This is a genomic window from Cellulomonas timonensis (genome assembly GCF_900046455.1).
Lineage (GTDB): Bacteria > Actinomycetota > Actinomycetes > Actinomycetales > Cellulomonadaceae > Cellulomonas_A > Cellulomonas_A timonensis.
This window is the reverse complement of the sequence record NZ_FCOT01000013.1, coordinates 957,003-978,486: the sequence shown is the minus strand read 5'-3', so window position 1 is coordinate 978,486 and position 21,484 is coordinate 957,003. Positions and strand designations below refer to the sequence as shown.

Here is a 21,484-nt window from a genome sequence, read left to right as displayed (position 1 = left end):
GACGGGCTGAGTTGCGAGGACGGGCTGAGCGGATGCGGCTGGCCCAGCGGGTGCGGCACGCCCGGCGTGTGCGGCTGGCCCAGCGGGTGCAGTCGGCCCAGCGGAGGCGGCGGCGTGTGGTGGCGGCGCCGCGTTCGCGGTGAGCGGTGAGCGGGAGATCAAGGCAGGGCTCGGCGTGGCGATGCCCGCGACCGCCGCGCGTGACATCGCCGTGCGTGACGCCGCGGGCGTCGTGGTGGACGCCGCCGCAGCGGCAACGCTCGACGCCCGAGCGGGTATGCCCGGTGTCATGGCGTGCTCGGCGGCGGACCTCGGGCGCAGGCGGTCGGCGACGGCGACGCCGGGGGCGGTCGAGGCGGTCGGGGCCACCCCTGTCGGAACGGTGGGTCGAAGCTCGACGGCAGGGCGCGCGACAGGCGACCACAAGCGTCGGACATGTGTGAGCGGGCGGGCGGGGGCGAGTCGACGCCGCAGCCTCAGCGGTGAGGGCCTCTGCGCTGAGGGCATCTGCGGTGAGGGCGCCGCAGCGGCGGAGACGGCGGGCGCCGCGTCGTGGGCGGAGGCCGGCGCCTGGCTGCCCGCGGCCTCGGCGGCCGGGGAGCCGCCTGCGGGCGCGCTCGGGATCGACGTCGTCGCGGACACGGCGGAGGGCCGCATGGCCTCGATCGAGCCGGGCATCGCCGCGGCGCCGCTCGACGCAGACGGCCCGAGGACTGCGCCGGATCGGGCAGTCTGAGCAGCCTGCGGGGCCTGAGCGGCTGCCGTGACCTGGCGAGTTGGGCTGAGGACGTCACGCACCTGGGCGCGACGCGCCAGCAGCGCCCCGCGGCCCAGCACACCCGTGGCCGCGCGGGGTGAGCCGGCTGCCCCTTGCCGGGCGGTCGGCACGGCTGCGCGTCCTGTGGCGGGACTCCGCCGCACGACGCCGGCGCTCGTTTATATACCTCTTCCCGCGCCCTCGTTCCTACCCCCTTCCGTCACCACTCACTCCCCGACATCTAGCCAACGAACCGCCGTCACGCGGTGCAATCGACCTACAACCACAGGACGCGCAGCCGTGCCGACCGCCGGTGAGGCCTGGGGGCGGGGGAGCGCGGCGGGGGACCTGGGCCCAGCGGCGTGGCTCGCCGCGGGCTGCCCGTGCCCGGTCCCCGAGTGCCGCCCCGGCGCTGAGCCCTCGCCGCCAGGCGGTCGACCCGGTCCCGACGGTCCGGACGGTCCGGCGGCCCTGGGCGGCACGGAGCGCCGCCGGGTGTCCTGGGAGACGACCATCGGGCCCGCGGCAGTGACCTCTGCGGGCAGTCGGACGGGCAGCGTGGTGGGCCGCGCCGTGGTCGGCGTGCGGCCGGGAGCCCTGCGGACCGGATTGGGGGCGTGCTGCTCGACCCTGCGCGGATCCAGGCCGGTGGCCTGCGCTTGCGGGGTCCACCATCGCGGCGGGGCCATCCCGTCGGCCAGGCGCGGGGCACGCAGGGTCGTGGGGCCCGCCAGTGCGCGTCGCACCGTCGCGGTCTGCTGCATGGCGCCGACGAACCGCGTGGACGAGGCCGCGAGGCCGCCCACGAGCGGGGTGCGACGGCGTCCGCCCCGTGGACCCGGACGGCGCATCCGCCCGGCGATCGCCCGGCCCAGCACGGTCCGCGGGTCGGACGTGCCCGGTCCCGCCTGCGCGGGGTCCAGGGCGGCCGACTCGCCCATGTGAGGGGATGCCTCGGTCATGTCGTCTTCGCCCGGAAGCCGTTGTGCGCGACCTCGAGGCGCTCGACGAGCTGCTCCTCACGGTCCACGTCGAAGGCGGGGCCCTCCCAGCGCACCGCGAAGACGCCCTGCAGCTCCCAGGCGCGCAGCCGCTCCCCGGTGTAGCTGATGGCGGTCACGGCGCCCGTGCTCCGGGTCAGCTTGTTCCCCCGCGCGGCGAAGTTCTCGCCCGCGGAGTTCGCGACCCAGGTGAACAGCGCGTCGGACTCGATGAGCCCGCGCTCGAACACGAGGTTGGGCCAGCGCAGCACCCCGGGCAGCTTGTGGGCGTACCCGTTCTGACCGCCCTCGACGTACTCCTCGACGCCCACTGTCAGCTCGAGGCCGCGCAGCGAGCGGAACGTGCCGATCTCGACGCCGTCCACCTCGAAGAGGAACAACGCGCTGCTGGTCGGCTCACCGCCTAGCACCTCAGCTGCCGGCATGGTCGCGCACCGCCTCCCACGCTCGTTCGTTCAGAGATGACACGGCCCGGACCATCCGGACCCTGTCGAGGTGCTCGAGGTCGAGCAGGTCACCGAGGGGCCAGTGCAGGTGGTACGCGAGGTACGCGATCTCCTGCCACAGCGCCTCCGACGGGTAGCGCAGCATCTGTCACCGACCGTCTGCGGGGATCTCCTCGATCGCCGCACGTCCTTGACGGACGTAGGCGACGTCGGAGCTCACCCGGCCAGCGCCGCCGAAGGCGTCGGCCACCGGCTCCACGGGCGCGGGCTCCGCCTCGACAGGCTCCGCGGCGGCCACAGGGGCCACAGGACCGCTGACGGGGCCCGAGCTCGCGCCCTGCGCCGCCATCAGCTCCTCGTACTCCGCCTGGGAGCCGAAGTTGATGACGCCGTAGAAGTCCTGCAGGAACGCCAGGTCGACGGCGAACAGGCCCTCGATGTCCCGCGCGGTGACGAGCTCCATCGTGCCGAGGCGCTCGACGACGCGCGCGAGCACCACGACCGTCAGTCGCGGGTCGTCCGGGCCGTCGATCATCGGGTCGCGCAGCGGCTCCAGCTCGTCCCGCGCGGTCGCCAGGCGCATCGTGCCGGTGCGGTGCACCGTCCCGTGCGCGTCGACGTACCCGCGGGGGAGCGTGAAGTCGTACTTGGTCTGCATGGTCACTTGACGCGCTCGAGCCGTTCGATGACGAGCGTGATGCTCTCCTTGACGACGTCGGTGCTCTCGACGTTGAGCTGGTCCGTGGAGATCTTGCTCGGCCAGGAGTTGAAGAAGTTGAACCGGGCGACCTCGTTGCGGGCCGTGTCGTACAGCACGATCGAGCCGTTCTTGCGCTGGCCGGCGCGGTCGGTGGCGACCAGGCCGGTGCCGCGGATCTCGTTGAACCAGGTCCACAGCTTGTCGGACGTCGAGTCCAGCGGCGCCACGCGCGAGAGCTGCAGGTCGGAAGTCTGGGTGGCGCTGCCGAGGCCCTTGACCTCCTGCAGCACACCGCCCGATCCGGACTGCTTGGAGCGGCTCACGCTCACCTCGATGTCCAGGCCCGCGACGCTGATGAGCGTCGAGATGACCTCGCCGTCGATCTCCAGGAAGAAGTTCTGCGCCACGATCGGGTCATTGGTGAACAGTCCGTCGACCACTGTTGCTCCTCAGGTTGAGATGGGGGCCGCGGGCCCGGTGGTCCGGGCCCGCGGGGTGTCGGTCAGTTGGCCGACTGCTTGTTCTGGCTGATCCGGAAGACGACGAACTCGGCCGGCTTGACGGGCGCCAGGCCCACCTCCACCACGAGCTTCCCGGCGTCGATCGACTCGGGGGTGTTGATCGAGGCATCGCACTTGACGTAGTACGCCTCGTTGGCGCTCGACCCGAACAGCGCGCCGGCCTGCCACAGGCCGTGCAGGTAGCCGCTGAGGGTGCGGTTGATGCCCTCCCAGAGCTTGACGTCGTTCGGCTCGAAGACCGCCCACTGGGTGCCCTCCATGATGGTCGACTCGACCATGTTGAACAGGCGGCGCACGTTGATGTACGACCAGTCGGTGTCCGACGTGAGGGTGCGGGCGCCCCAGATGCGGATGCCCCGCGTGCCGAACGGGCGGATGCAGTTGATCCCGACAGGGTTGAGCAGCGACTGCTCGTTCTGCGTGATGGAGCGCTCGACGTCCAGGACGCCGCGGATCGTGTCGTTGGCCGGGGCCTTCCACACGCCGCGCGTGTCGTCAGTGCGGGCCCACACACCGGCCACGTGGCCGGACGGCGGGATGAGCACCTCGGCGTCGCCGCTGGTCGCCGCGGGGTTCTCCACCTTGATCCACGGGTAGTAGAGCGTCGCGAACTGCGAGTCGTACATGGCCTCCTCGGAGCGCCACTCCTTGATCTGCTGCGGGCCCATGCCGGGAGGGGCGTCGAGGATCGCCATGCGGTTGGGGTGCTGCTCGCAGTGCGCGATCAGGGCCGTCTGCACGGCCTTCCACAGGCTCAGGTCGAGCGTGCCGTCGGCCCGCGTGGCGGCGGTGACGAGGTCGGGGACGATGACCATCGTCACGTCGTCGGCCACGGCGAGGCCGTTGATGCCCGTGCGCGCCGACTCCGAGCCGGCGAACTTGCGGCCGGTGACGGGGACCGGCACGGGCGCGGCCTTCTCCAGTGCGTAGGCGCCCGGCTTGAGCAGCTCGAGCTGGCTCTGCAGGTCCACGGCCTCGTCGAGCTTGACGCTGACCTTGACGCGCGTCGACGTCGCGTTGATCACCGTCGCGGCGTCCCGCGGGCCGCCCAGGGACAGGCCGGGGTACGACTCGACGGTCTCGTCGCCCTGCACGATGGAGATCGTGAAGGCCGAGGGCCCCTCGGCGTCGGCGCCGCCGTCCACCGACTCGACGACGACGGTGAGGTCGGCGTCAGGCTCGATGCTCTCCACGGCGACGGGCAGGCCCAGCGCGCGGTCCGCCGCGGGCAGCGCACGCCGGGAGGGCTCGCCGGCCGGGTCGACGTTCGGGACGCGCACGATGTACGCCATCGAGCCGCCGTTGAGGAAGAAGCCGTACACCGACAGCGGCAGCACTGCCCCGTCGACGAAGCCGCCGTACAGGTTCTCGTACTGGGTCCAGCTCGTCACGAGCCGGGGCGCCAGGCCCTGCGGGTCGTTCGGGTCATCGCTCGGGGCGCGCTCGGTGAAGCCGACGAAGGCGGCGACGGCGGTGGGCGCCGAGGCCAGCACCTTCTGCGACGAGGGCACCTCCTCGACATACACGCCAGGTGCGGTGTAGGTGGGCACGGACACTCCCTCACGATCGGGTGGTCTGCACGGGCGCGGCGCGGCGTCGGGCAGGTTGGGCTCATGGTTCAGGAATGGACGTTAGGCAGCGGGGCGCTGCCCTCACATCGGTAATCGCTACGCAGTTCGAAGAGATGAGCGTCAAGGACTCAAGTCGGGCCCTCGGAGCACCGATGGTTCCGATGGGGGAGTACTGGTCTTCGCAACGTTCCAAGGAGTTCGAACATGGTCTACGGCGCCCCGGTTCAGGCACCGCGGACAACCCTCATCCCGACGCAGCGCTCAACGCCCGCGCCAGAGTCGCGCGCGGTGCGCGGCGAGCTGGTCGAGCAGGTCCAGGCGACTGCCCGGCAGGGGCGCAGCGTCCTCCTGGTGAGCGCGCCCGGCATGGGCGCGACCTTCCTCGCGCGGAAGGCAGTCGAGGGCCTGGTCTCGTCCGGCCGTCCAGGCGACGCGTTCGTGCTCCAGGGCTCGCCGGCCGTCGGCGAGTCCGCCCTCGCGCCCCTCGCCACCCTGTTCGGCGTCGACCTCGCCGGCGCTGCCGACGACGCCGCGGCGGCCCGTGAGATCGCCCAGGCGCTCACGGCCCGCGCCGACGTCGGCCGGGCGGCCCCGGTCGTCAGAGTCGAGGACCTGCACCTGCTGGACACCGCCACATCGCGCATGCTCGCCTGGATGGCACGGCAGCGGACGATCACACTCGTCGCCACCGCGCGACCCTCCACAGCCCGGCTCTCGCCGTGGCGGGAGCTGTGGAAGGACGGCTGCGTCCAGCGTGTCGACGTGCAGCCGTTCGATCGCACCGAGACCGCCGACTACCTGGTCCAGACGCTGGGCGGCCCGGTCTCCGCCGATCTGGTCATGCGCGTGTGGCAGCTCACGCGCGGCTCGGTGTTCCTGGTGCACGAGCTCGTGACCCATGAGGTCGACGCCGGGCGCATGGTCTCCAGCGGTGGCGCCTGGCAGTGGATCGGCAGCGTGCAGCCCGGCCCCCGGCTGCTGGACGTCGTGCATGGCGGGCTGGAGCAGGTTGGCCCGCGGGAGCGACGCGCCCTCGAGGTCACGGCACTGGCGGGCGCCGTCGGGCTCGACGTGCTCGGCGAGCTCGGCGCCTCCGATCCGGTCGCCGGCCTGCTGCTCGACGGGGTGCTGGAGCTCGTGCCCGAGGCCGAGGGCATGGGACGCCTCGTGCCGGTCGTGCGGTGGCGCGCCCCGATCGCCGCGGCGGCAGTGCGGGAGCTGGTGCCCTGGCCGCAGCGCCAGGAGCACCTCAGGGCGCTGGGGCGCACCTCTTATGACCCCGACCTGGCGGGTGAGGGGATCATCCAGTGGGCCACCTGGTCGCTTGAGTGCGGCGAGCGGGTCGCGGTGTCCCGCCTGAGGGCAGCCGCTGAGCTCGCCGCGCACGGCGGTGTGCATGAGTCGGTGGTGCGCTTGACCACTGTCGGCCTCGACGCCGTCACCGACATGGAGACGCTGGATCGTGTCCGCCTGCTGCGCACCCGGTCGAGCGCCCTCGCCTTCCAGGGGGTGGCGGATCTCGCCCGGGTCGACCTCGAGGCGGCGCTGCGCGAGCTCACCCGCGCGGAGGTGAAGGACGGCGACTGGTCCGAGCACCGGGTGGACCTGGCCCGCCGGCTCGCGAACCTCGAGCTCGTCTACGCCGACTCGGTCGACGCGGCGGTGGCCGCCATCGACGTGGCCACGGCAGACCTGGCCCGCCTCGAGGGCGTTCCCGCCGCAGTGGAGGGGCGCAGGGAGCTGGCCGCCGAGCGGCTCGTCATGCTCGGATACGGCGGGCGCTTCACGGAGCAGCTCAGTCCTGCCACCGAGATGCTGTTGGCGGGCAAGAGTGGAGACGTCGCCCGCTTCCCCCTCGTCACCCCCGTGATGCTCGGCCTGGGGCAGGCGGGGCAGTTCGCCGTCGCGCGCGCAGTCGACATGCGCTACGCGGCTGTCGTCGGCGCCGCCGGCCGCGTGTACCCGTGGGCCCGCGCCGAGCTGCTCGGTTGGCGGACCCTGCTGGCGGTGTGGGCGGGCGAGCTGTCCAGCGCGCGCGAGCACCTCGCCCAGATCAGGTCCGGCGCTGGGCTGCTCCGCATGGACCGTTGCCTGGACCACCTGGCGGAGGGGATGGTCGCGGCCGCGGATGGACGCTGGTCGGTGGCCCGCAACGAGTTGCGCACTGCGAACGCGCGGTCGCCACTGCGCGACGACGGGAGTCTCACCGCCCTCACCCTGGCCTACGAGGCCCTGGCGAGTGCCGCGGTGGGCGACGCCCCGGCGACCCGGGACCTCATCGAGCGCATCCGGCGCACCCCGCTGCGCAGGGCCCGTGCCATGCAGGCCGAGATCCGGTTGGTGCTGCTGGACGCTGCCGCGTGGTCGCATGCCCCGGACTTGGAGGCGCAGGCGGTGGCACTGGCCTCCTGGGCGGCCAGCCAAGGCATGCACCGGGTGGAGGCCGAGTCCCTGCATCGCGCGATCCGCGCGCGCAGTCAGCGCGGCGCGCTCCCGGGCTCGAGCACCACGGACACGGCGCGCGCCCTGGGGCGGCTTCGTGAGCTCACGGCGGGCATCGGCAGTGAGCGCGCATTGGCGATGCTGGACCACGCCGAGGCGATGGTCTCGGGGGACGCGCCGCTCGTGCTGGCGAGGGCTGCCGCGCTCGGCAACGTCGGACTGTGGCTCCCGAGCGCGAGCCAGAAGGTCGAGCTGACCCGACGGGAGCGGGAGATCGCGGGCCTGGCCGCCGCGGGGCTGAGCAGCAAGGTCATCGCCGAGCGGCTCTTCCTGTCGGTGCGCACCGTCGACAGCCACCTCGCGCGGGTCTTCGCCAAGCTGGGTCTGCACAGCAGGGCCGAGCTCGCGCAGCACCTGGGCTGATCCCAGCGCGCCCAGGGCACTTCGCGGACCCAGCGCACGCAGCGCACGCAGCGCACGCACAAAGGGCGCCGGCGGCCATGTGGCCACCGGCGCCCGTCGCGGACGTGCTCGGTCAGCGGGGGATGATCAGACCAGCGGTCTGGGTCCGCGCGCGGTCGAACCGGGCCGCGGCGTCCTCCCAGTTGACGATGTTCCACCACGCCTTGATGTAGTCGGCCTTGACGTTGACGTAGTCGAGGTAGAAGGCGTGCTCCCACATGTCGAGCAGCACGATCGGGACCAGGCCGAGGGCGATGTTGCTCTGCTGGTCGTAGAGCTGCACGACGATGAGCCGCTCACCGATCGAGTCCCACGCGAGGATCGACCAGCCGGAGCCCTGGATGCCCGCCGCGTTCGCCGCGAAGTGCTTCTGGAACGCGTCGAACGAGCCGAAGAACTCGTCGATGGCGGCGGCCAGCTCGCCGGTGGGGCGGTCGCCCCCGTTCGGGGAGAGGTTCAGCCAGAACGCGGAGTGGTTGACGTGCCCACCCAGGTTGAAGGCCAGGTTCTTCTCGTGCAGGTTCACCGAGGAGAGGTCGCCCGAGTCGCGGGCCTCCGCGAGCTTCTGGAGCGCGGTGTTCGCCCCTGCGACATAGGCGGCGTGGTGCTTGTCGTGGTGCAGCTCCATGATGCGCCCGGAGATGTGCGGCTCGAGGTCCGCGTAGTCGTAGGGCAGATCCGGGAGTGTGTAGTCAGCCATGCGTGATGCCTCTCCTACCTCAGGTCGCAGCAGCGCTGCGAGACGTCGGGGGTGAACCGTCGATATATGCCGAGCGGGCGCACCCCGGCAGGGTGCGCCCGCTCAGACAGGACAACTCTGGACCAGCCTCAGTGATTCCGCCCGTCGATCTCCGTCTCAGCGGCCGGACGGGAGCCGACCTCGGACGTGACCTGGGCGTTCGCGCTCTCCGGTCCGGTGAGCGCGTCGTGCTCGCCGTGCGAGTGCGCGGCGGCGAGCTCGGCGGGCGTGACGGGCTCGACGCGGTCCTCGAAGAAGATCCGCGACACGCGCTGCTTGAACCGGTCGAGGCGGTATCCCTTGCGGCGCACGCCGCGCGAGTCCTCGGCCGGCTCGATCTCGAGCGGGCGCGGGGAGTCGTAGCTGACGAGCAGCCACTGCTCGTACTCGTCGAGCGGGCGGTGCACCTCGATGTACTCACCGTGCGCGAAGCGCACGATGCGTCCGGTCTCGTGCCCGTGCAGCACCAGCTCGCGGTCCTTGCGCTGCAGGCTGAGGCAGATGCGCTTCGTCACCCAGAAGGCGAATGCGGGCCCGACGAACAGGAGCACGCGGAACGCCCAGGTGATGTCGTTGAGCGACATCTTGAACTGGGTCGCGATGAGGTCGTTCGAGCCGGCGAGCACCAGCACGACGAACGCCGTCAGGAAGGCCACGCCGAAGGCCGTGCGGAACGGGGCGTTGCGCGGGCGGTCGAGCACGTGGTGCTCGCGCTTGTCCTTGGTGACGGCCGCTTCGATGAACGGATAGGCGGCAATAGCCACGAACAGGATGCCCGGCACCACCATGGCGGGGATGAGCACGTTGAGGGACAGCGTGTAGCCGCCGATCACGTACTCGGTCTGCCCGGGCATGAGCCGTAGGGCGCCTTCCAGGAACAGCATGTACCAGTCGGGCTGGGCTCCCGCGGACACCGGTGAGGGGTCGTAGGGGCCGTAGTTCCACACGGGGTTGATCGTCATCGTGGCCGCCATGAGGGCGATCACGCCGAAGACGATGAAGAAGAAGCCGCCGGCCTTCGCGGTGTACACCGGGAACAGCGGGTAGCCGACCACGTTCTTGTCGGTGCGGCCCGGCCCGGGGTACTGCGTGTGCTTGTGCAGCACGACGAAGAAGAGGTGCAGCCCGATCAGGGCAAGGATCAGCCCTGGCACCAGCAGGATGTGCACCGTGAACAGGCGCGGGATGATGTCGGTCCCCGGGAACTCGCCCCCGAAGAGGAAGAACGACATGTAGCTGCCGATGATCGGGATCGCCTTGACGACGCCGTCGGTGATGCGCAGGCCGTTGCCGGACAGCACGTCGTCCGGCAGCGAGTAGCCGGAGAACCCGGCGGCCAGGCCCAGGATCATCAGCACGAAGCCGACCACCCAGTTGACCTCGCGCGGCTTGCGGAACGCGCCCGTGAAGAACACGCGCATCATGTGCGTGACGATCGAGGCCATGAACAGCAAGGCCGCCCAGTGGTGGATCTGCCGCATGAGCAGCCCACCGCGCACCTCGAAGGACAGCCGAAGCGTCGAGGCGAAGGCCTGGGACATCTCGACGCCGTCCATCGCCGCCCACGGGCCGTGATAGTGCGTCTCGCCCATGCTCGGGACGAAGAACATCGTCAGGAACACGCCGGAGATCAGCAGCACGACGAAGCTGTAGAGCGCGATCTCGCCGAGCAGGAACGACCAGTGGTCGGGGAAGATCTTCCGCGCGAACTCCTTGACCGCGGTGCCGACGCCGGTCCGCTGGTCGAGGTAGTCGGCCGTGCCGGAGGCCGCCCGCGCTCCACGGGTCGGAGAGGTGGTGCTCACTTGAGGCGCTCCCAGAAGCTCGGGCCGACAGGTTCGAGGAAGTCGGACTGCGCCACCAGGTAGCCCTCGTCGTCGACCTCGATGGGAAGCTGGGGCAGCGCGCGCTTCGCGGGGCCGAACACGACCTTGGCGCCGTCGGCGACGTCGAACGTCGACTGGTGGCACGGGCACAGCAGATGGTGCGTCTGCTGCTCGTACAACGCTACGGGGCATCCGACGTGCGTGCAGATCTTCGAGTACGCGACGATGCCGTCATACGACCAGCCCTTGCGCTCCTCGGACTCCTTCAGGTCCTTCGGGTCGAGGCGCACGAGGAGCACCACGGCCTTGGCCTTCTGGTTGAGGCGGTCCTCGGCCGGGACCTCCTCGAGGTTCTCGGGGATCACGTGGAAGACCGAGCCGATGGTCACGTCGGCCGCCTTGATGGGCCGCCCGGCGGGGTCGGTCGTCAACTTGACGCCCTTGCGCCAGATCGTGTGCTTGAGCTGCGAGACGTCCCAGTTGCCGCCGATGTCGCCGATGAGCGGCACGGCGATGGCGAGGGGGAACAGCGCGAGCGAGGTCACGGCCGCGCCCTTGAGGACGCCACGGCGCCCGATGCCGGAGTCGGCGGCGCCTTCCTTGAGCACCTCGACCGCTGCGGCGCGGTTCTCGTCCGAGCTGCGCTGCGGGTGGCGCATCTCGACCTTCTCGTGGTCGTTCATGAGCGCCTTCGCCCAGTGCACGGCCGCCGTGCCGATGCCCATCAGGCTGAGGAACAGCCCGAACCCGATGAGGAAGTTCGACAGCCGCATGCTGGAGGGCGTGTCGCCCGGAGGCACCAGCGCCCACGCGACGACAGCGCCGATGGTGCCGATGATCGAGATGGTGAAGAGGATGACGACCTGGCGCTCGGCGCGCTTGGCCGCCGACGGGTGAAGGTCGCCCTGCCGCGGCTTGTGCGGGGGGAGGCCGGGGTTCTGGAAGTGGGTGACAGGGGCGGAGCCCTCATGCGCCACGACCTCGTCGCCGTGGCCGGGGTTCTGCTGCGTGCTCACGAGGACTTGGCTCCGATCCAGACGGCTGCGCCGATGAGCAGCCCCATTCCGACGACCCACACCCACAGGCCTTCACTGACAGGTCCGAGCGAGCCGAGGTTGATGCCGCCGGGGGAGGGCTCACGCTGCGCGTCGATGTACGCGATGATGTCGCGCTTCTCCTCGGACGTGAGGTTCGCGTCGCTGAACACGGGCATCGACTGCGGGCCCGTGGCCATGGCCTCGTAGATGTGCGTGTTGGTGGTCTCCAGCAGCGACGGCGCGTATTTGCCCTCGGAGAGGGCGCCGCCGGCGCCGACCGCGTTGTGGCACATGGCGCAGTTGGTGCGGAACAGGGCCATGCCGTTCGCGGCGTCGCCCTTGCTCGGGTCGACCTGCTCGGCGACCGGGATGCCGGGCCCGGCGCCCAGGGAGGCCACGTAGGCGGCGAGCTGCGCGGTCTGCTCGGCGTTGAACTGAGCCGGCTTCGCCTCGGCCTGCGGGCCGGAGATCGCCATCGGCATCCGGCCGGTGCCGACCTGGAAGTCGACGGACGCGGCGCCGACGCCGATCAGGGACGGGGCGCTGCCCGACCCCTCGCCGGTCGGGCCATGGCACGTGGCGCAGTTGGCCTGGAAGAGCTTGTCGCCGGCCTCGATGTCGTTCGCGCTGGCCGCCGAGTCGGCTGCGTCAGCCGACGTCGGCGCCAGCACGGCGTACAGCGCGCCGGTTGCCAGCAGCGCCAGCAGGAGCAGCACGACCGGCGCATGCCGGTGGTGCCTGCGGGCTGCAAGTGCTTTCACGGATCGTTCCTCGTCTCGAACGGTGGGTCAGGGTTCACAAAGCGGGGGCGGCGCCAGGCGCCACTGGTCACTGCAGCATGTAGATGACCGCGAACAGCGCGATCCACACGACGTCGACGAAGTGCCAGTAGTACGAGGTGACGATCGCCGTCGTCGCCTCGTGGTGGCCGAACCGCTTCGCGGAGAACGAGCGGCCGAGCAGGAAGAGGAACGCGATCAGCCCGCCCACCACGTGCAGGCCGTGGAAGCCGGTCGCGAGGTAGAAGACGGAGCCGTACGGGCTCGAGGAGATCGTCAGCCCGTGCTCGACGAGCTCGGCGTATTCGAGCACCTGGCCCGCGACGAAGACCGAGCCCATGACGAATGTCAGCGTCATCCACTCGTTCATTCCCCAGCGGTTCACCTGGAGCAGGCTGCCCGTGCGCACGGGCTGGAAGCGCTCGGCGGCCCAGACGCCCATCTGGCAGGTGACCGAGGAGAGCACCAGGATCGTGGTGTTGGCCAGGGCGTACGGCAGCGAGAGCAGCTCGGTCTGCACCGCCCACTCGTCGGGCACCGCTGCCCGGATCGTGAAGTACATGGCGAAGAGGCCCGCGAAGAACATGAGCTCGCTGGCGAGCCACACGATGGTCCCGACTGAAACGGGATTCGGGCGGTTGACGCTCAGGTGAGCTGAGGTGCTGGGGGCAGCCGTTGCAGTCGACACGTCCGCCATTATGGCCTAGACCACGTCCGCATGGGCCGTTAGACCTAGGCGCGGCGCGCGTTAAATGTCACACCGTCAGTTTCCGAGCCCATTCGGCGCGGATGCTTGTGGCCTGCGCGTCAGCGCGGTCGGACATGCCAAGATGCCCCTGCAGGCACGTCGAGACGAATGAGGAAGCACCATGAGCACGGTCGAGCCGCTGGAACCGCACAGCGAGGAGCAGGGCCACGCGCCTCGCATCCTCCTCTACAGCGACGACGTCGACGCCCGCCAGGAGGTCCTCCTGGCCGTCGGTCGCCGTCTGGGGCGCGGCGCCCCCGACATCGAGTGGGTTGAGGTCGCATCCCCCGCCGCCGTGATCTCCGAGGCGTCCACGGGCCGGTACGACCTGCTCGTGCTCGACGGCGAGGCCGCCAAGACGGGCGGCATGGGCGTCTCGCGGCAGCTCAAGGACGAGGTCTACAACTGCCCGCCGGTGCTGCTGCTGACCGGGCGCCCGCAGGACGCGTGGCTCGCGTCCTGGTCGAACGCCGACGCGGTGCTCAGCCGGCCCCTCGACCCCGAGGACCTCCAGCGCGCCGTGGCGAGCCTCGTCGATCAGCAGGCCGTCGCCGGATGAGTGTCGCCGCGACGTGGTCCGACCTCCTCACGAGCCTGGTCGCCGGGCATGACCTCGATCGCGAGCAGACCTCCTGGGCGATGAGCGAGATCATGGGCGGCGAGGCGTCCCCGGCCCGCGTGGCCGGCTTCCTCGTCGCGTTGCGCGCCAAGGGCGAGACGGTCGACGAGCTCACGGCCCTGGCCGACACGATGCTGGCGCACGCCCAGCTCATCGAGGTGCCTGGCCGCTGCGTCGACATCGTCGGCACCGGCGGGGACCGCGCGCACACGGTGAACATCTCCTCGATGGCGGCCCTCGTGATCGCGGGCGCCGGGCTGCGGGTGGTCAAGCACGGGAACCGCGCCGCCTCCTCGTCCACCGGCACCGCCGACGTCCTGGAGGAGTTGGGCATCCGGCTGGACCTGCCCGTCGCCCGCGTCCAGGAGCTGGCCGCCGAGGTCGGCATCACGTTCTTGTTCGCGCAGGTGTTCCACCCGGCCATGCGGCATGCGGCGGTCCCACGCCGTGAGCTCGGCATCGCCACCGCGTTCAACTTCCTGGGCCCGCTCACCAACCCCGCGCGTCCCGCGGTCACGGCGATCGGCGTCACCGACGCGCGGATGGCCGGCCTCGTCGCCGGCGTGCTCGCCGGGCGGGGGACCAGCGCGCTGGTGTTCCGGGGGCCGAACGGCCTCGACGAGCTGGCGCCCACCGGCATGTCCCAGGTGTGGGAGGTGCGCGACGGCGCGGTGTCCGAGCACACGCTCGACGCCGTGGCGGACCTCGGCCTGACGCCCGTGCGGGTCGAGGACCTGCGGGGCGGGGACTCGGCGTTCAACGCGGGAGTGTTCCGCGAGGTCCTGGCCGGCGACAAGGTCCCGGCGCGCGAGACAGTGCTGCTGAACGCCGCCGCGGCGCTGGTCGCGGACGGCACCCTGCCCGGGGTGGCGGAGGGCACGCTCGTCGAGCGGTTCGCGGCGGCCATCGGGCTGGCGACCGCGTCGATCGACACCGGGGCGGCAGCCGACGCGCTGACGCGCTGGCGGGCCGCGTCGTCCCAGGGATGACGCCGCGGCGGCGGGTCCGGCTCGCGGAGCGGCCTGGACCCGCCGTCAGGCGGTGATCAGTCCTCGATGCCGAGGGCGAAGGCCTGCGACAGGTCGTGCTGCGAGTACGTGCGGAACGCGATGAACGTCTGCGTCCGCAGCACGCCCTTGACCTTGCTCACCTGGTCGGCGATGACGTCGGCGAGCTGCTCGTGCTCGCGCACCCGGACGACCGCGATGAGGTCGACGCCGCCGGTGACGGAGTAGACCTCGCTCACCCCCGGCACCTCGGCGATCGCCGCGGCGACCTCCGGGATTCGAGCGGCCTCGGTGTCGATGTGGACGATCGCAGTCAGCATGTCCACATCATGCCGCGTCGGCGCCGTCGACGGGCGCCGCCTCGCCCGGCGCCTCGGCGGCGTCGTCGCAGGACGCGGACGCGCGGGCGAGGCTCGCGACGAGCCCGGCGACGGTGGCGGGCTCGTCCACGAGTGACTGGGCGCCCCGCACCGGGCATGCCCACTCCGCCTCGACCCGCACCAGGCGCACGCCGGGCGACTCGAGCCAGCCGAGTATCAGGTCGGCCTCCTCGGGGTGCGCCGCGGGCGCCGGCGGCACCGGAGGCTGGACCTGCTCGCCGGTGAGCCGGAGCGCGTGGATCGCCGGCCAGGGGTCGGCGCCCCGGGTGGTGGTGGTCGTCCCGGCGAGCCGCCCGTGGCGCACGAGCACGATCTCCCACCCGCCCGTGTCACGGGGCCGGGCGGCGACGAGCTCGGGGCACCGCGCGAGGGGCGCGAACTGCTGGGCTCGGCTGGCGCCCCGCAAGAACGTCGTGAGTTGATCGCGCACCCCGGCCGCCTCCTCGAAGCGCTCCTGCGCCACGAGGTGCGCGATGCGCGTGGCATGCGCCCGCACCCCGGCCTCGGGGTCGCCGAGCACCGCCGCGCTCCCCCCGGCCACGCCCGCGGCGTAGCCCACAGGCGTCGGGCCGCCGCCGCAGGGAGCGCCGCCCCGGCCCATCCCCGCCAGTGCGCATGAGCTGGCGCCCGTGGCGGGAGCCCGGGGCAGGCGGCGCGCGCACTGGCGGATCGGGAACGACTCGTGCAGGGCGTCGATGGCGGCCTGCGCGGCGGCTCGGGAGGGGAAGGGCCCGATGTGGCTGGCCGGCGTCGCCTGCGGCACGTCCGGGCGCACCTCGCGCACGACGGTGAGCCGGGGGTAGGCCTCGGCGGTCAGCCGCACCCACGGCATGCGCTCGGGGAACCTCGACCGCCGGTTGTAGCGCGGGGAGTGCTCGGCGATGAGGCGCAGCTCGCGCACCCGCGCCTCCAATGGCGTCGCGCAGACCACGGGTGTGACGGCGTGCGCGATCTGGACCATCTCGGCCATCCGGCGGCGCTTCTCCGACGCGGTGAAGTAGGTCCGCACGCGGGCGCGCAGCGAGGTGGTCGACGTGCCGACGTACAGCACCTCGTCGCCCGGGCCGCGGAACATGTAGACGCCGGGCTCGTCGGGGAGGCCGTCGGCCAGGTGGCGCTTGCGGCGGACGGCGGGCGGCACCGGATCTGCGGCCGTCGCCAGGTCCTCCAGATGGGTCACCCCGAGGGGCGCCAGCCGCCCGAGCAGGGCGTGCAGCACATCGACGGTGGCTCGGGCGTCGGCCAACGCGCGGTGGTCGGGGGTGACGGTGGCGTGGAAGAGGGCGGCCAGCGTGCCGAGCTTGTGGTTGGGCGCCTCGTCACGAGTCACCACCGCGCGCGCGAGCCGCACCGTGTCGACGACCTGCGGCGCCGGCCACGGGTGGTGGGTCTCGGCAGCGGCCGCCTTGAGGAACCCGATGTCGAAGGGCGCGTTGTGGGCCACGAGCACCGCCCCGCGCGCGAACTCCAGGAAGCTCGGCAGCACTTCCTCGATCCGCGGAGCCTCCACGACCATCGCCGTGGTGATGCCCGTCAGCACCGAGATGAACGCGGGGATCGGGCCGCCGGGGTTCACCAGGGTCTGGAACTCGCCGAGCACCTCGCCGCCGCGGACCTTGACCGCGCCGATCTCCGTGATGGCCGAGCTCTGCGGTGTGCCGCCCGTGGTCTCGAGGTCGACGACCACGAACGTGACCTCCGACAAGGGGACGCCCAACTCGTCGAGCGCGAGCTGGACCGGGCGTCCCGGCCGGGGGAGTGCGAAGTCGGCGCGCGCCGGGCCAACGGGCGGGAGGGGCGGCATGCTGCGCACGGTATCCGCCAGCACTGACAGGCCACGTCCCGCCGGGCGGCGCAGGTGGGCACAGGCGCGCCTAGGGTGGGCGCATGAGCGACGACGTGACCGGCCAGCAGGGCGCTGACCTGCCTGAACCGGTGCGGGCGGCGCTCGTGCGCACCGCCGCCGAGGTGCTCGGCCAGATGGAGCCGAAGGACGTCCCGGTCGCGCTGCGCCAGGTCCAGAGGTTCGCGCCGCGGCGGAGGGCCACCGCGGGGGCGGCGCCGTTGTGGCACGCCCTGCAGCACGACGACGCGTTCCGTGGGCGCGTCGCGCGGGTGTGGAGCCACGCGCGGCCCGAGCTCGCCGACGCGGTCGCCGCCGGCCTGCCCACGTCGCCCGACAGTCCCACTGCGGAGCCCGACAGTCCCACTGCGGAGCCCGACGCCACTGCCGCGACCGACAGCGAGCAGGCCGTCTCGACAGCGCACGCGGAGCCGGCCGCCGCTGACGTGGCGATCGGCGCGTGGCTGCTGCGCCCCGAGGGATGGGAGGCGCTCGTGCGCGAGGCGGCCGCCGGCCTCGCCGCTGACGGCGACCCTTCCGACCAGCCCGTCCAGACCGCGCTCGACGCGATGGCCCGCCGCGCGGAGCGCGCCGAGCAGGAGGCCGCCCGCCTGTCCGCGAGCCTCGGCGCCGCGCGGCTCGAGGCCTCCGCTGCTCAGGACGAGGCGGCGGTGCTGCGGCGCGAGCAGCGCCGGTTGCGCTCTGACGCGGATCGGGCGCGCAGCGAGGCGCGGCAGGCGCTCGCCGAGGCGCAGGCGGCGCGTGCCGAGGCCCAGTCGCTGCGCGACCAGGCGGCTGCCGAGCTCGCGGACGCCGCGGCGGACCGGCGGGCTGCGGAGGCCGAGCGTGCGGCGATGCGCGGCGAGGCGCGCCTCGCGCAGGGCGTCGCCACCTCGCGCGCCCGGCTGCTGCTCGACACTGTCGTCGACGCGGGGGCCGCGCTCCGGCACGAGCTCGGGCTGCCGCCTGTCGAGGTGCGTCCTGCGGACACCGTCGCCTCGCGCGCGGAGGCGCCTGCGCGGCGTCCGACCTCACGCGGTCGCGAGGTGCACGATCCCGCGCTGCTCGACGACCTCCTGGGGCTGCCGCACGCGCATCTGGTGGTCGACGGCTACAACGTGTCGAAGGCGGCGTACCCGCAGCTCGCGCTCGCCGAGCAGCGCCGCCGGCTGCTCGACGCGCTCGCGAACATCGCGGCGCGGACCGGCGTGGAGGTCACCTGCTGCTTCGACGGCCAGCCGGGCCACACGGGCGCCGCGGCGGCGCCGCGGAACGTGCGGGTGCTGTTCTCGGTCGGTGAGATCGCGGACGACTTGATCCGCCAGATCGTGCGCGCCGAGCCGCCGGGCCGCGTGGTCGTGGTGGTCACCAGCGACCAGGAGGTCGCCTCGGACGTCCAAGCGGCTGGGGCATGGGCGGTGCCGTCCCAGACGCTGCTGGCCCGTCTCGCGCGGCTCTGAGGCGCCCAGCGCGCCCGCATGGCGCCGAGCCGGCATGAGCCGATCGGGCATGACGAGGGCCTCGCGCCGATGCTGACGCGAGGCCCTGGCCAGGGGTCGGCGCCGGGCTGCGCCGGCGCGGCGGTCGCTAGCCGCCGACCACCGCCCCGTCGTACAGCGCGTCGATCTCCCCGGAGAAGTCCTTGACGACCTGCGCCCGGCGCACGCTCAGCTTCGGCGTGAGGTAGCCATTCGCGATCGTCAGGTCCGTGGCGAGGATGCGGTACTTGCGGATCGACTCCGCACGCGAGACGGCCCGGTTGGCCCGGTCCACGCCCTTCTGGATGGACGCCAGGACCTCGGGGTCCACCGACGCCTCCGCGACCGTCATCTCGGTGCGGCCGTGCGCGAGCAGCCAGCCCGGCAGGCCCTCGGGGTCGATGGTCACCAGCGCGCCGATGAACGGCCGCGCGTCGCCGACCACGACCACCTGGCTGATCAGCGGGTGGCTGCGGAGGCGGTCCTCGAGCACGGCCGGGGCGACGTTCTTGCCCGCGGCGGTGACGATGATCTCCTTCTTGCGCCCGGTGATCCGCAGGAAGCCGTCGTCGTCCAGGGCCCCGAGGTCGCCAGTGCGGAACCAGCCGTCGTTGAACGCCTCGGCGGTCGCGGCCTCGTTGTGGTGGTAGCCGAGGAAGACGTGCGGGCCCCTCACCTCGACCTCGCCGTCAGGAGCTATCCGCACGGACGTGCCCGGGAGGGGGATGCCGACGCTGCCGATCTTGGTGGCGCCGGGCCGGTTCACCGTGGACGGCGCGGTGGTCTCCGTCAGGCCGTAGCCCTCGAGCACCTTGAGCCCGATGCCGCGGTAGAAGTGGCCCAGGCGCTCGCCGAGCGCCGCGCCGCCGGAGATGGCCCACTCGACTTGGCCGCCGAGGGCGGTGCGCAGCTTCGAGTACACGAGCACGCCCGCGACCTTGTGCTGCAGCCGCAGCCCGAGGCTCGGGCCCTTCGGAGTGTCGAGCGCGCGGGAGTACGCGATCGACGTCGCTGCGGCCCACAGGAAGATCTTCTGCTTGCCGCCGGCGGCGGCCTTCTGCTCGGTGGAGTTGTAGACCTTCTCGAACACGCGCGGCACCGAGAGGATGAACGTGGGCTTGAACGACGCGAGGTCCGGGAGCAGGTTCTTGGTGTCGGGGGTGTGCGCGAGCACGCAGCCCGCGGGCACGCACAGCACCTCGACGAAGCGCGCGAAGACGTGCGCGAGCGGCATGAAGAGCAGGGTGCGGGCGCCGGGCGTGTGCACGACCTCGCCGAGGCCCTCGACCGAGTTCCGCGTGAGGACCACGAAGTTGCCGTGCGTGAGCTCGGCCCCCTTGGGACGGCCGGTGGTGCCGGACGTGTAGATGATCGTGGCGACATCCGCCAGCGAGGCCAGCCCGCGTCGGCGCGCGATCTCGGCGTCGTCCACGCCGGCGCCCGCCTTGCGCAGCGCCTCCACGGCGCCGTCGTCGATCACCAAGACCTCGCGCAGGCTCGGCAGGTCCGCGCGGACCTCCGCGACCGTCGCGGCGTGGTGGTCGGACTCGACGACGAGGAATGAGACGTCCGCGTCGGTCGCGATCCACATCACCTGCTCCGCCGAGGACGTCTCATAGACCGGGACGACGACGGCGCCGACCGCCCACATCGCCCAGTCCAGCAGCGTCCACTCATAGCGCGTGCGCGACATGATCCCGACCCGGTCGCCCGGCTCGATCCCGTGCGCGACCAGGCCCTTGGCGATCGCGATCACGTCCGCGTCGAACTGCCGCGCCGTGACCTGCACCCACGGGCCGGGGCCGTCGGCGTCGAGTTTGCGCTCGATCATCACACCGTCCGGCGAGGCGGCGACGCGCGCCGCCAGCAGGTTGTTGATGTTCTCGTCGGGTTCGACCTCGACGAGGGCGGGGGAGTGGAACTCGTCCATGCTGACTCCAGTGGCAGTTGGGCGCGATGCTACGGATCGCACACTACCGGGACCTTGGTACCGCCCGGTTACATCTTCCACCCGCTAATGTGCGCCCGCCTCCCCGGGCCGGAGCTCTGCTGGCCCGCGGGCGCATTCGACGACGCGCGCACGCTAGCGTGAAGCCACATCCAGGGCGGGGGCGCGAGTCCCGCCCGACTCACAGCCGCATCACCTGGGGCCTCCAGGAGCAGGGACGGACATGCACGCCATCGGTGTGGACATCGGCGGAACCAAGATCGCCGCGGGGGTGATCGACGAGGACGGCACGATCCTGGCCAAGACGCGCCGGGTCACCGAGCCCGACGACGCCGGCTCGATCGACCAGGCGATCGCCGAGATCTACGGCGAGTTCTCTGCTTCCTACGAGATCGGCTCGATCGGCCTGGCCGCCGCGGGCTTCGTCTCCTCCGACCGTTCGGGCGTGCTCTTCGCCCCGAACCTGGCCTGGCGCAACTACCCGCTCGACGAGCGGGTGGGCGCGCTGATCGGTGACGACGTGCGCATCGTCGTGGAGAACGACGCGAACGCCGCCGGCTGGGCCGAGTTCCGGTTCGGCGTGGGCCGCGACGTCGACGACATGCTCATGCTGACCGTCGGAACCGGCCTCGGTGGCGCCCTCGTCGCCGACGGGAAGCTCGTGCGGGGCGCCTGGGGCGTCGCGGCCGAGGTCGGCCACATGCGCGTCGTCCCCGGCGGCCACTACTGCGGCTGCGGCCATGAGGGGTGCTGGGAGCAGTACGCCTCGGGCAGCGCGCTGGTCCGGGACGCCCAGGCGGCCCTCATCACCCAGCCGGACCGCGCCGAGCGCCTGCTCGAGCGCGTCGGCGGCAAGGTCGGCGACCTCACGGGCCCTGATGTCACGGAGGCGGCGCAGGCCGGCGACGAGCTCGCCATCGAGCTGCTCGCGAACCTCGGCCGGTGGATCGGGGAGGGCGCGGCGTCGGTCGCCGCGCTCATCGACCCCGGCCTCATCGTGATCGGCGGCGGGGTCGGCGCAGCTGGCGACCTGCTCCTCAGCCCGGTGCGGCACGCGTTCTCCGAGCAGCTCTCGGGGCGCGGCTACCGGCCCGAGGCGCGCATCGAGCTCGCCGCGATGGGCAACGACGCCGGGATCGTCGGCGCCGCAGACCTCTCGCGCGTCTGACAGCAGGGCCGA

19 protein-coding genes are annotated in these 21,484 nt (G+C 72.3%); 6 read left to right on the top strand and 13 right to left on the bottom strand.

Translation table 11 applies throughout. The features are described 5' to 3' along the window. Positions 1-139: 139 nt before the first annotated feature. A complete protein-coding gene (locus BN3788_RS17860; RefSeq protein ID WP_066589102.1) occupies positions 140-736 on the top strand; it encodes a hypothetical protein in 597 nt (198 codons plus the stop codon). A gap of 979 nt (positions 737-1,715) precedes the next feature. Here BN3788_RS17860 and BN3788_RS17855 read toward each other — a convergent pair. The 5 genes from BN3788_RS17855 to BN3788_RS17835 form a co-directional block, all read right to left on the bottom strand. Continuing rightward, positions 1,716-2,183, bottom strand: coding sequence for a phage tail protein (locus BN3788_RS17855; protein ID WP_066589100.1), 468 nt, complete (start codon positions 2,181-2,183; stop codon positions 1,716-1,718). Next, positions 2,170-2,349: a DUF6760 family protein gene (locus BN3788_RS17850; protein WP_066589098.1), complete on the bottom strand. Its 180-nt coding sequence runs from the start codon at positions 2,347-2,349 to the stop codon at positions 2,170-2,172. Before BN3788_RS17850 ends, BN3788_RS17855 begins: the two co-directional genes overlap by 14 nt. 3 nt (positions 2,350-2,352) lie before the next feature. After that, entirely contained in the window at positions 2,353-2,862 is a 510-nt protein-coding gene (locus BN3788_RS17845; RefSeq protein ID WP_066589095.1) for a hypothetical protein, read from the bottom strand. A 2-nt stretch (positions 2,863-2,864) separates the two neighbouring features. Next, a complete protein-coding gene (locus BN3788_RS17840; RefSeq protein ID WP_066589093.1) occupies positions 2,865-3,344 on the bottom strand; it encodes a phage tail protein in 480 nt (159 codons plus the stop codon). Between the two features lie 62 nt (positions 3,345-3,406). After that, positions 3,407-4,975 carry a phage tail sheath family protein gene (locus BN3788_RS17835; RefSeq protein WP_066589725.1) on the bottom strand — a complete coding sequence of 523 codons (1,569 nt, stop codon included), beginning with the start codon at positions 4,973-4,975 and terminating at the stop codon, positions 3,407-3,409. 225 nt (positions 4,976-5,200) lie between these two features. Between BN3788_RS17835 and BN3788_RS17830 the strand changes: the two genes are divergently transcribed. After that, the gene (locus tag BN3788_RS17830; RefSeq protein WP_066589091.1) at positions 5,201-7,861 is read left to right on the top strand and encodes a helix-turn-helix domain-containing protein; all 2,661 of its coding nucleotides are present in this window, start codon (positions 5,201-5,203) and stop codon (positions 7,859-7,861) included. A 112-nt stretch (positions 7,862-7,973) separates the two neighbouring features. Here BN3788_RS17830 and BN3788_RS17825 read toward each other — a convergent pair whose 3' ends face one another. The 5 genes from BN3788_RS17825 to ctaE form a co-directional block, all read right to left on the bottom strand. Beyond that, entirely contained in the window at positions 7,974-8,600 is a 627-nt protein-coding gene (locus BN3788_RS17825; RefSeq protein WP_066589088.1) for a superoxide dismutase, read from the bottom strand. A gap of 128 nt (positions 8,601-8,728) precedes the next feature. Next, positions 8,729-10,444, bottom strand: coding sequence for a cytochrome bc1 complex cytochrome b subunit (qcrB, locus tag BN3788_RS17820; protein WP_066589085.1), 1,716 nt, complete (start codon positions 10,442-10,444; stop codon positions 8,729-8,731). Beyond that, entirely contained in the window at positions 10,441-11,481 is a 1,041-nt protein-coding gene (gene qcrA, locus BN3788_RS17815; protein WP_082813039.1) for a cytochrome bc1 complex Rieske iron-sulfur subunit, read from the bottom strand. The genes qcrB and qcrA overlap by 4 nt, the downstream gene beginning before the upstream one ends. Then, positions 11,478-12,263, bottom strand: coding sequence for a cytochrome bc1 complex diheme cytochrome c subunit (gene qcrC / locus BN3788_RS17810; protein ID WP_066589082.1), 786 nt, complete (start codon positions 12,261-12,263; stop codon positions 11,478-11,480). The genes qcrA and qcrC overlap by 4 nt, the downstream gene beginning before the upstream one ends. A 67-nt stretch (positions 12,264-12,330) precedes the next feature. Then, on the bottom strand, positions 12,331-12,978 hold the full coding sequence (gene ctaE, locus BN3788_RS17805; protein WP_082813038.1) for an aa3-type cytochrome oxidase subunit III: 648 nt from the start codon (positions 12,976-12,978) through the stop codon (positions 12,331-12,333). Positions 12,979-13,150: 172 nt separating this feature from the next. Between ctaE and BN3788_RS17800 the strand changes: the two genes are divergently transcribed. Both BN3788_RS17800 and trpD read left to right on the top strand, forming a co-directional pair. Beyond that, positions 13,151-13,588 (top strand): response regulator, encoded by a 438-nt coding sequence (locus BN3788_RS17800; protein ID WP_066589078.1) that lies wholly within the window; start codon positions 13,151-13,153, stop codon positions 13,586-13,588. Then, a complete protein-coding gene (gene trpD / locus BN3788_RS17795) occupies positions 13,585-14,637 on the top strand; it encodes an anthranilate phosphoribosyltransferase (protein ID WP_066589076.1) in 1,053 nt (350 codons plus the stop codon). The genes BN3788_RS17800 and trpD overlap by 4 nt, the downstream gene beginning before the upstream one ends. Before the next feature lie 56 nt (positions 14,638-14,693). Here the strand turns inward: trpD and BN3788_RS17790 are convergent, their stop codons facing one another. Next, entirely contained in the window at positions 14,694-14,975 is a 282-nt protein-coding gene (locus tag BN3788_RS17790; RefSeq protein ID WP_066589722.1) for an Lrp/AsnC family transcriptional regulator, read from the bottom strand. A gap of 7 nt (positions 14,976-14,982) precedes the next feature. Next, positions 14,983-16,839, bottom strand: coding sequence for a DEDD exonuclease domain-containing protein (locus tag BN3788_RS17785; protein ID WP_066589073.1), 1,857 nt, complete (start codon positions 16,837-16,839; stop codon positions 14,983-14,985). 83 nt (positions 16,840-16,922) lie between these two features. Here BN3788_RS17785 and BN3788_RS17780 point away from each other — a divergent pair, with 83 nt between their 5' ends. Beyond that, positions 16,923-18,338, top strand: coding sequence for an NYN domain-containing protein (locus BN3788_RS17780; RefSeq protein ID WP_066589072.1), 1,416 nt, complete (start codon positions 16,923-16,925; stop codon positions 18,336-18,338). 127 nt (positions 18,339-18,465) lie between these two features. Here the strand turns inward: BN3788_RS17780 and BN3788_RS17775 are convergent, their stop codons facing one another. Continuing rightward, entirely contained in the window at positions 18,466-20,286 is a 1,821-nt protein-coding gene (locus BN3788_RS17775; RefSeq protein WP_066589070.1) for an AMP-dependent synthetase/ligase, read from the bottom strand. Between the two features lie 241 nt (positions 20,287-20,527). On the opposite strand from BN3788_RS17775, the gene BN3788_RS17770 reads away from it, so the two are divergent. Further along, the gene (locus BN3788_RS17770; RefSeq protein WP_066589067.1) at positions 20,528-21,472 is read left to right on the top strand and encodes an ROK family glucokinase; all 945 of its coding nucleotides are present in this window, start codon (positions 20,528-20,530) and stop codon (positions 21,470-21,472) included. The last annotated feature ends 12 nt before the right edge of the window (positions 21,473-21,484 follow it).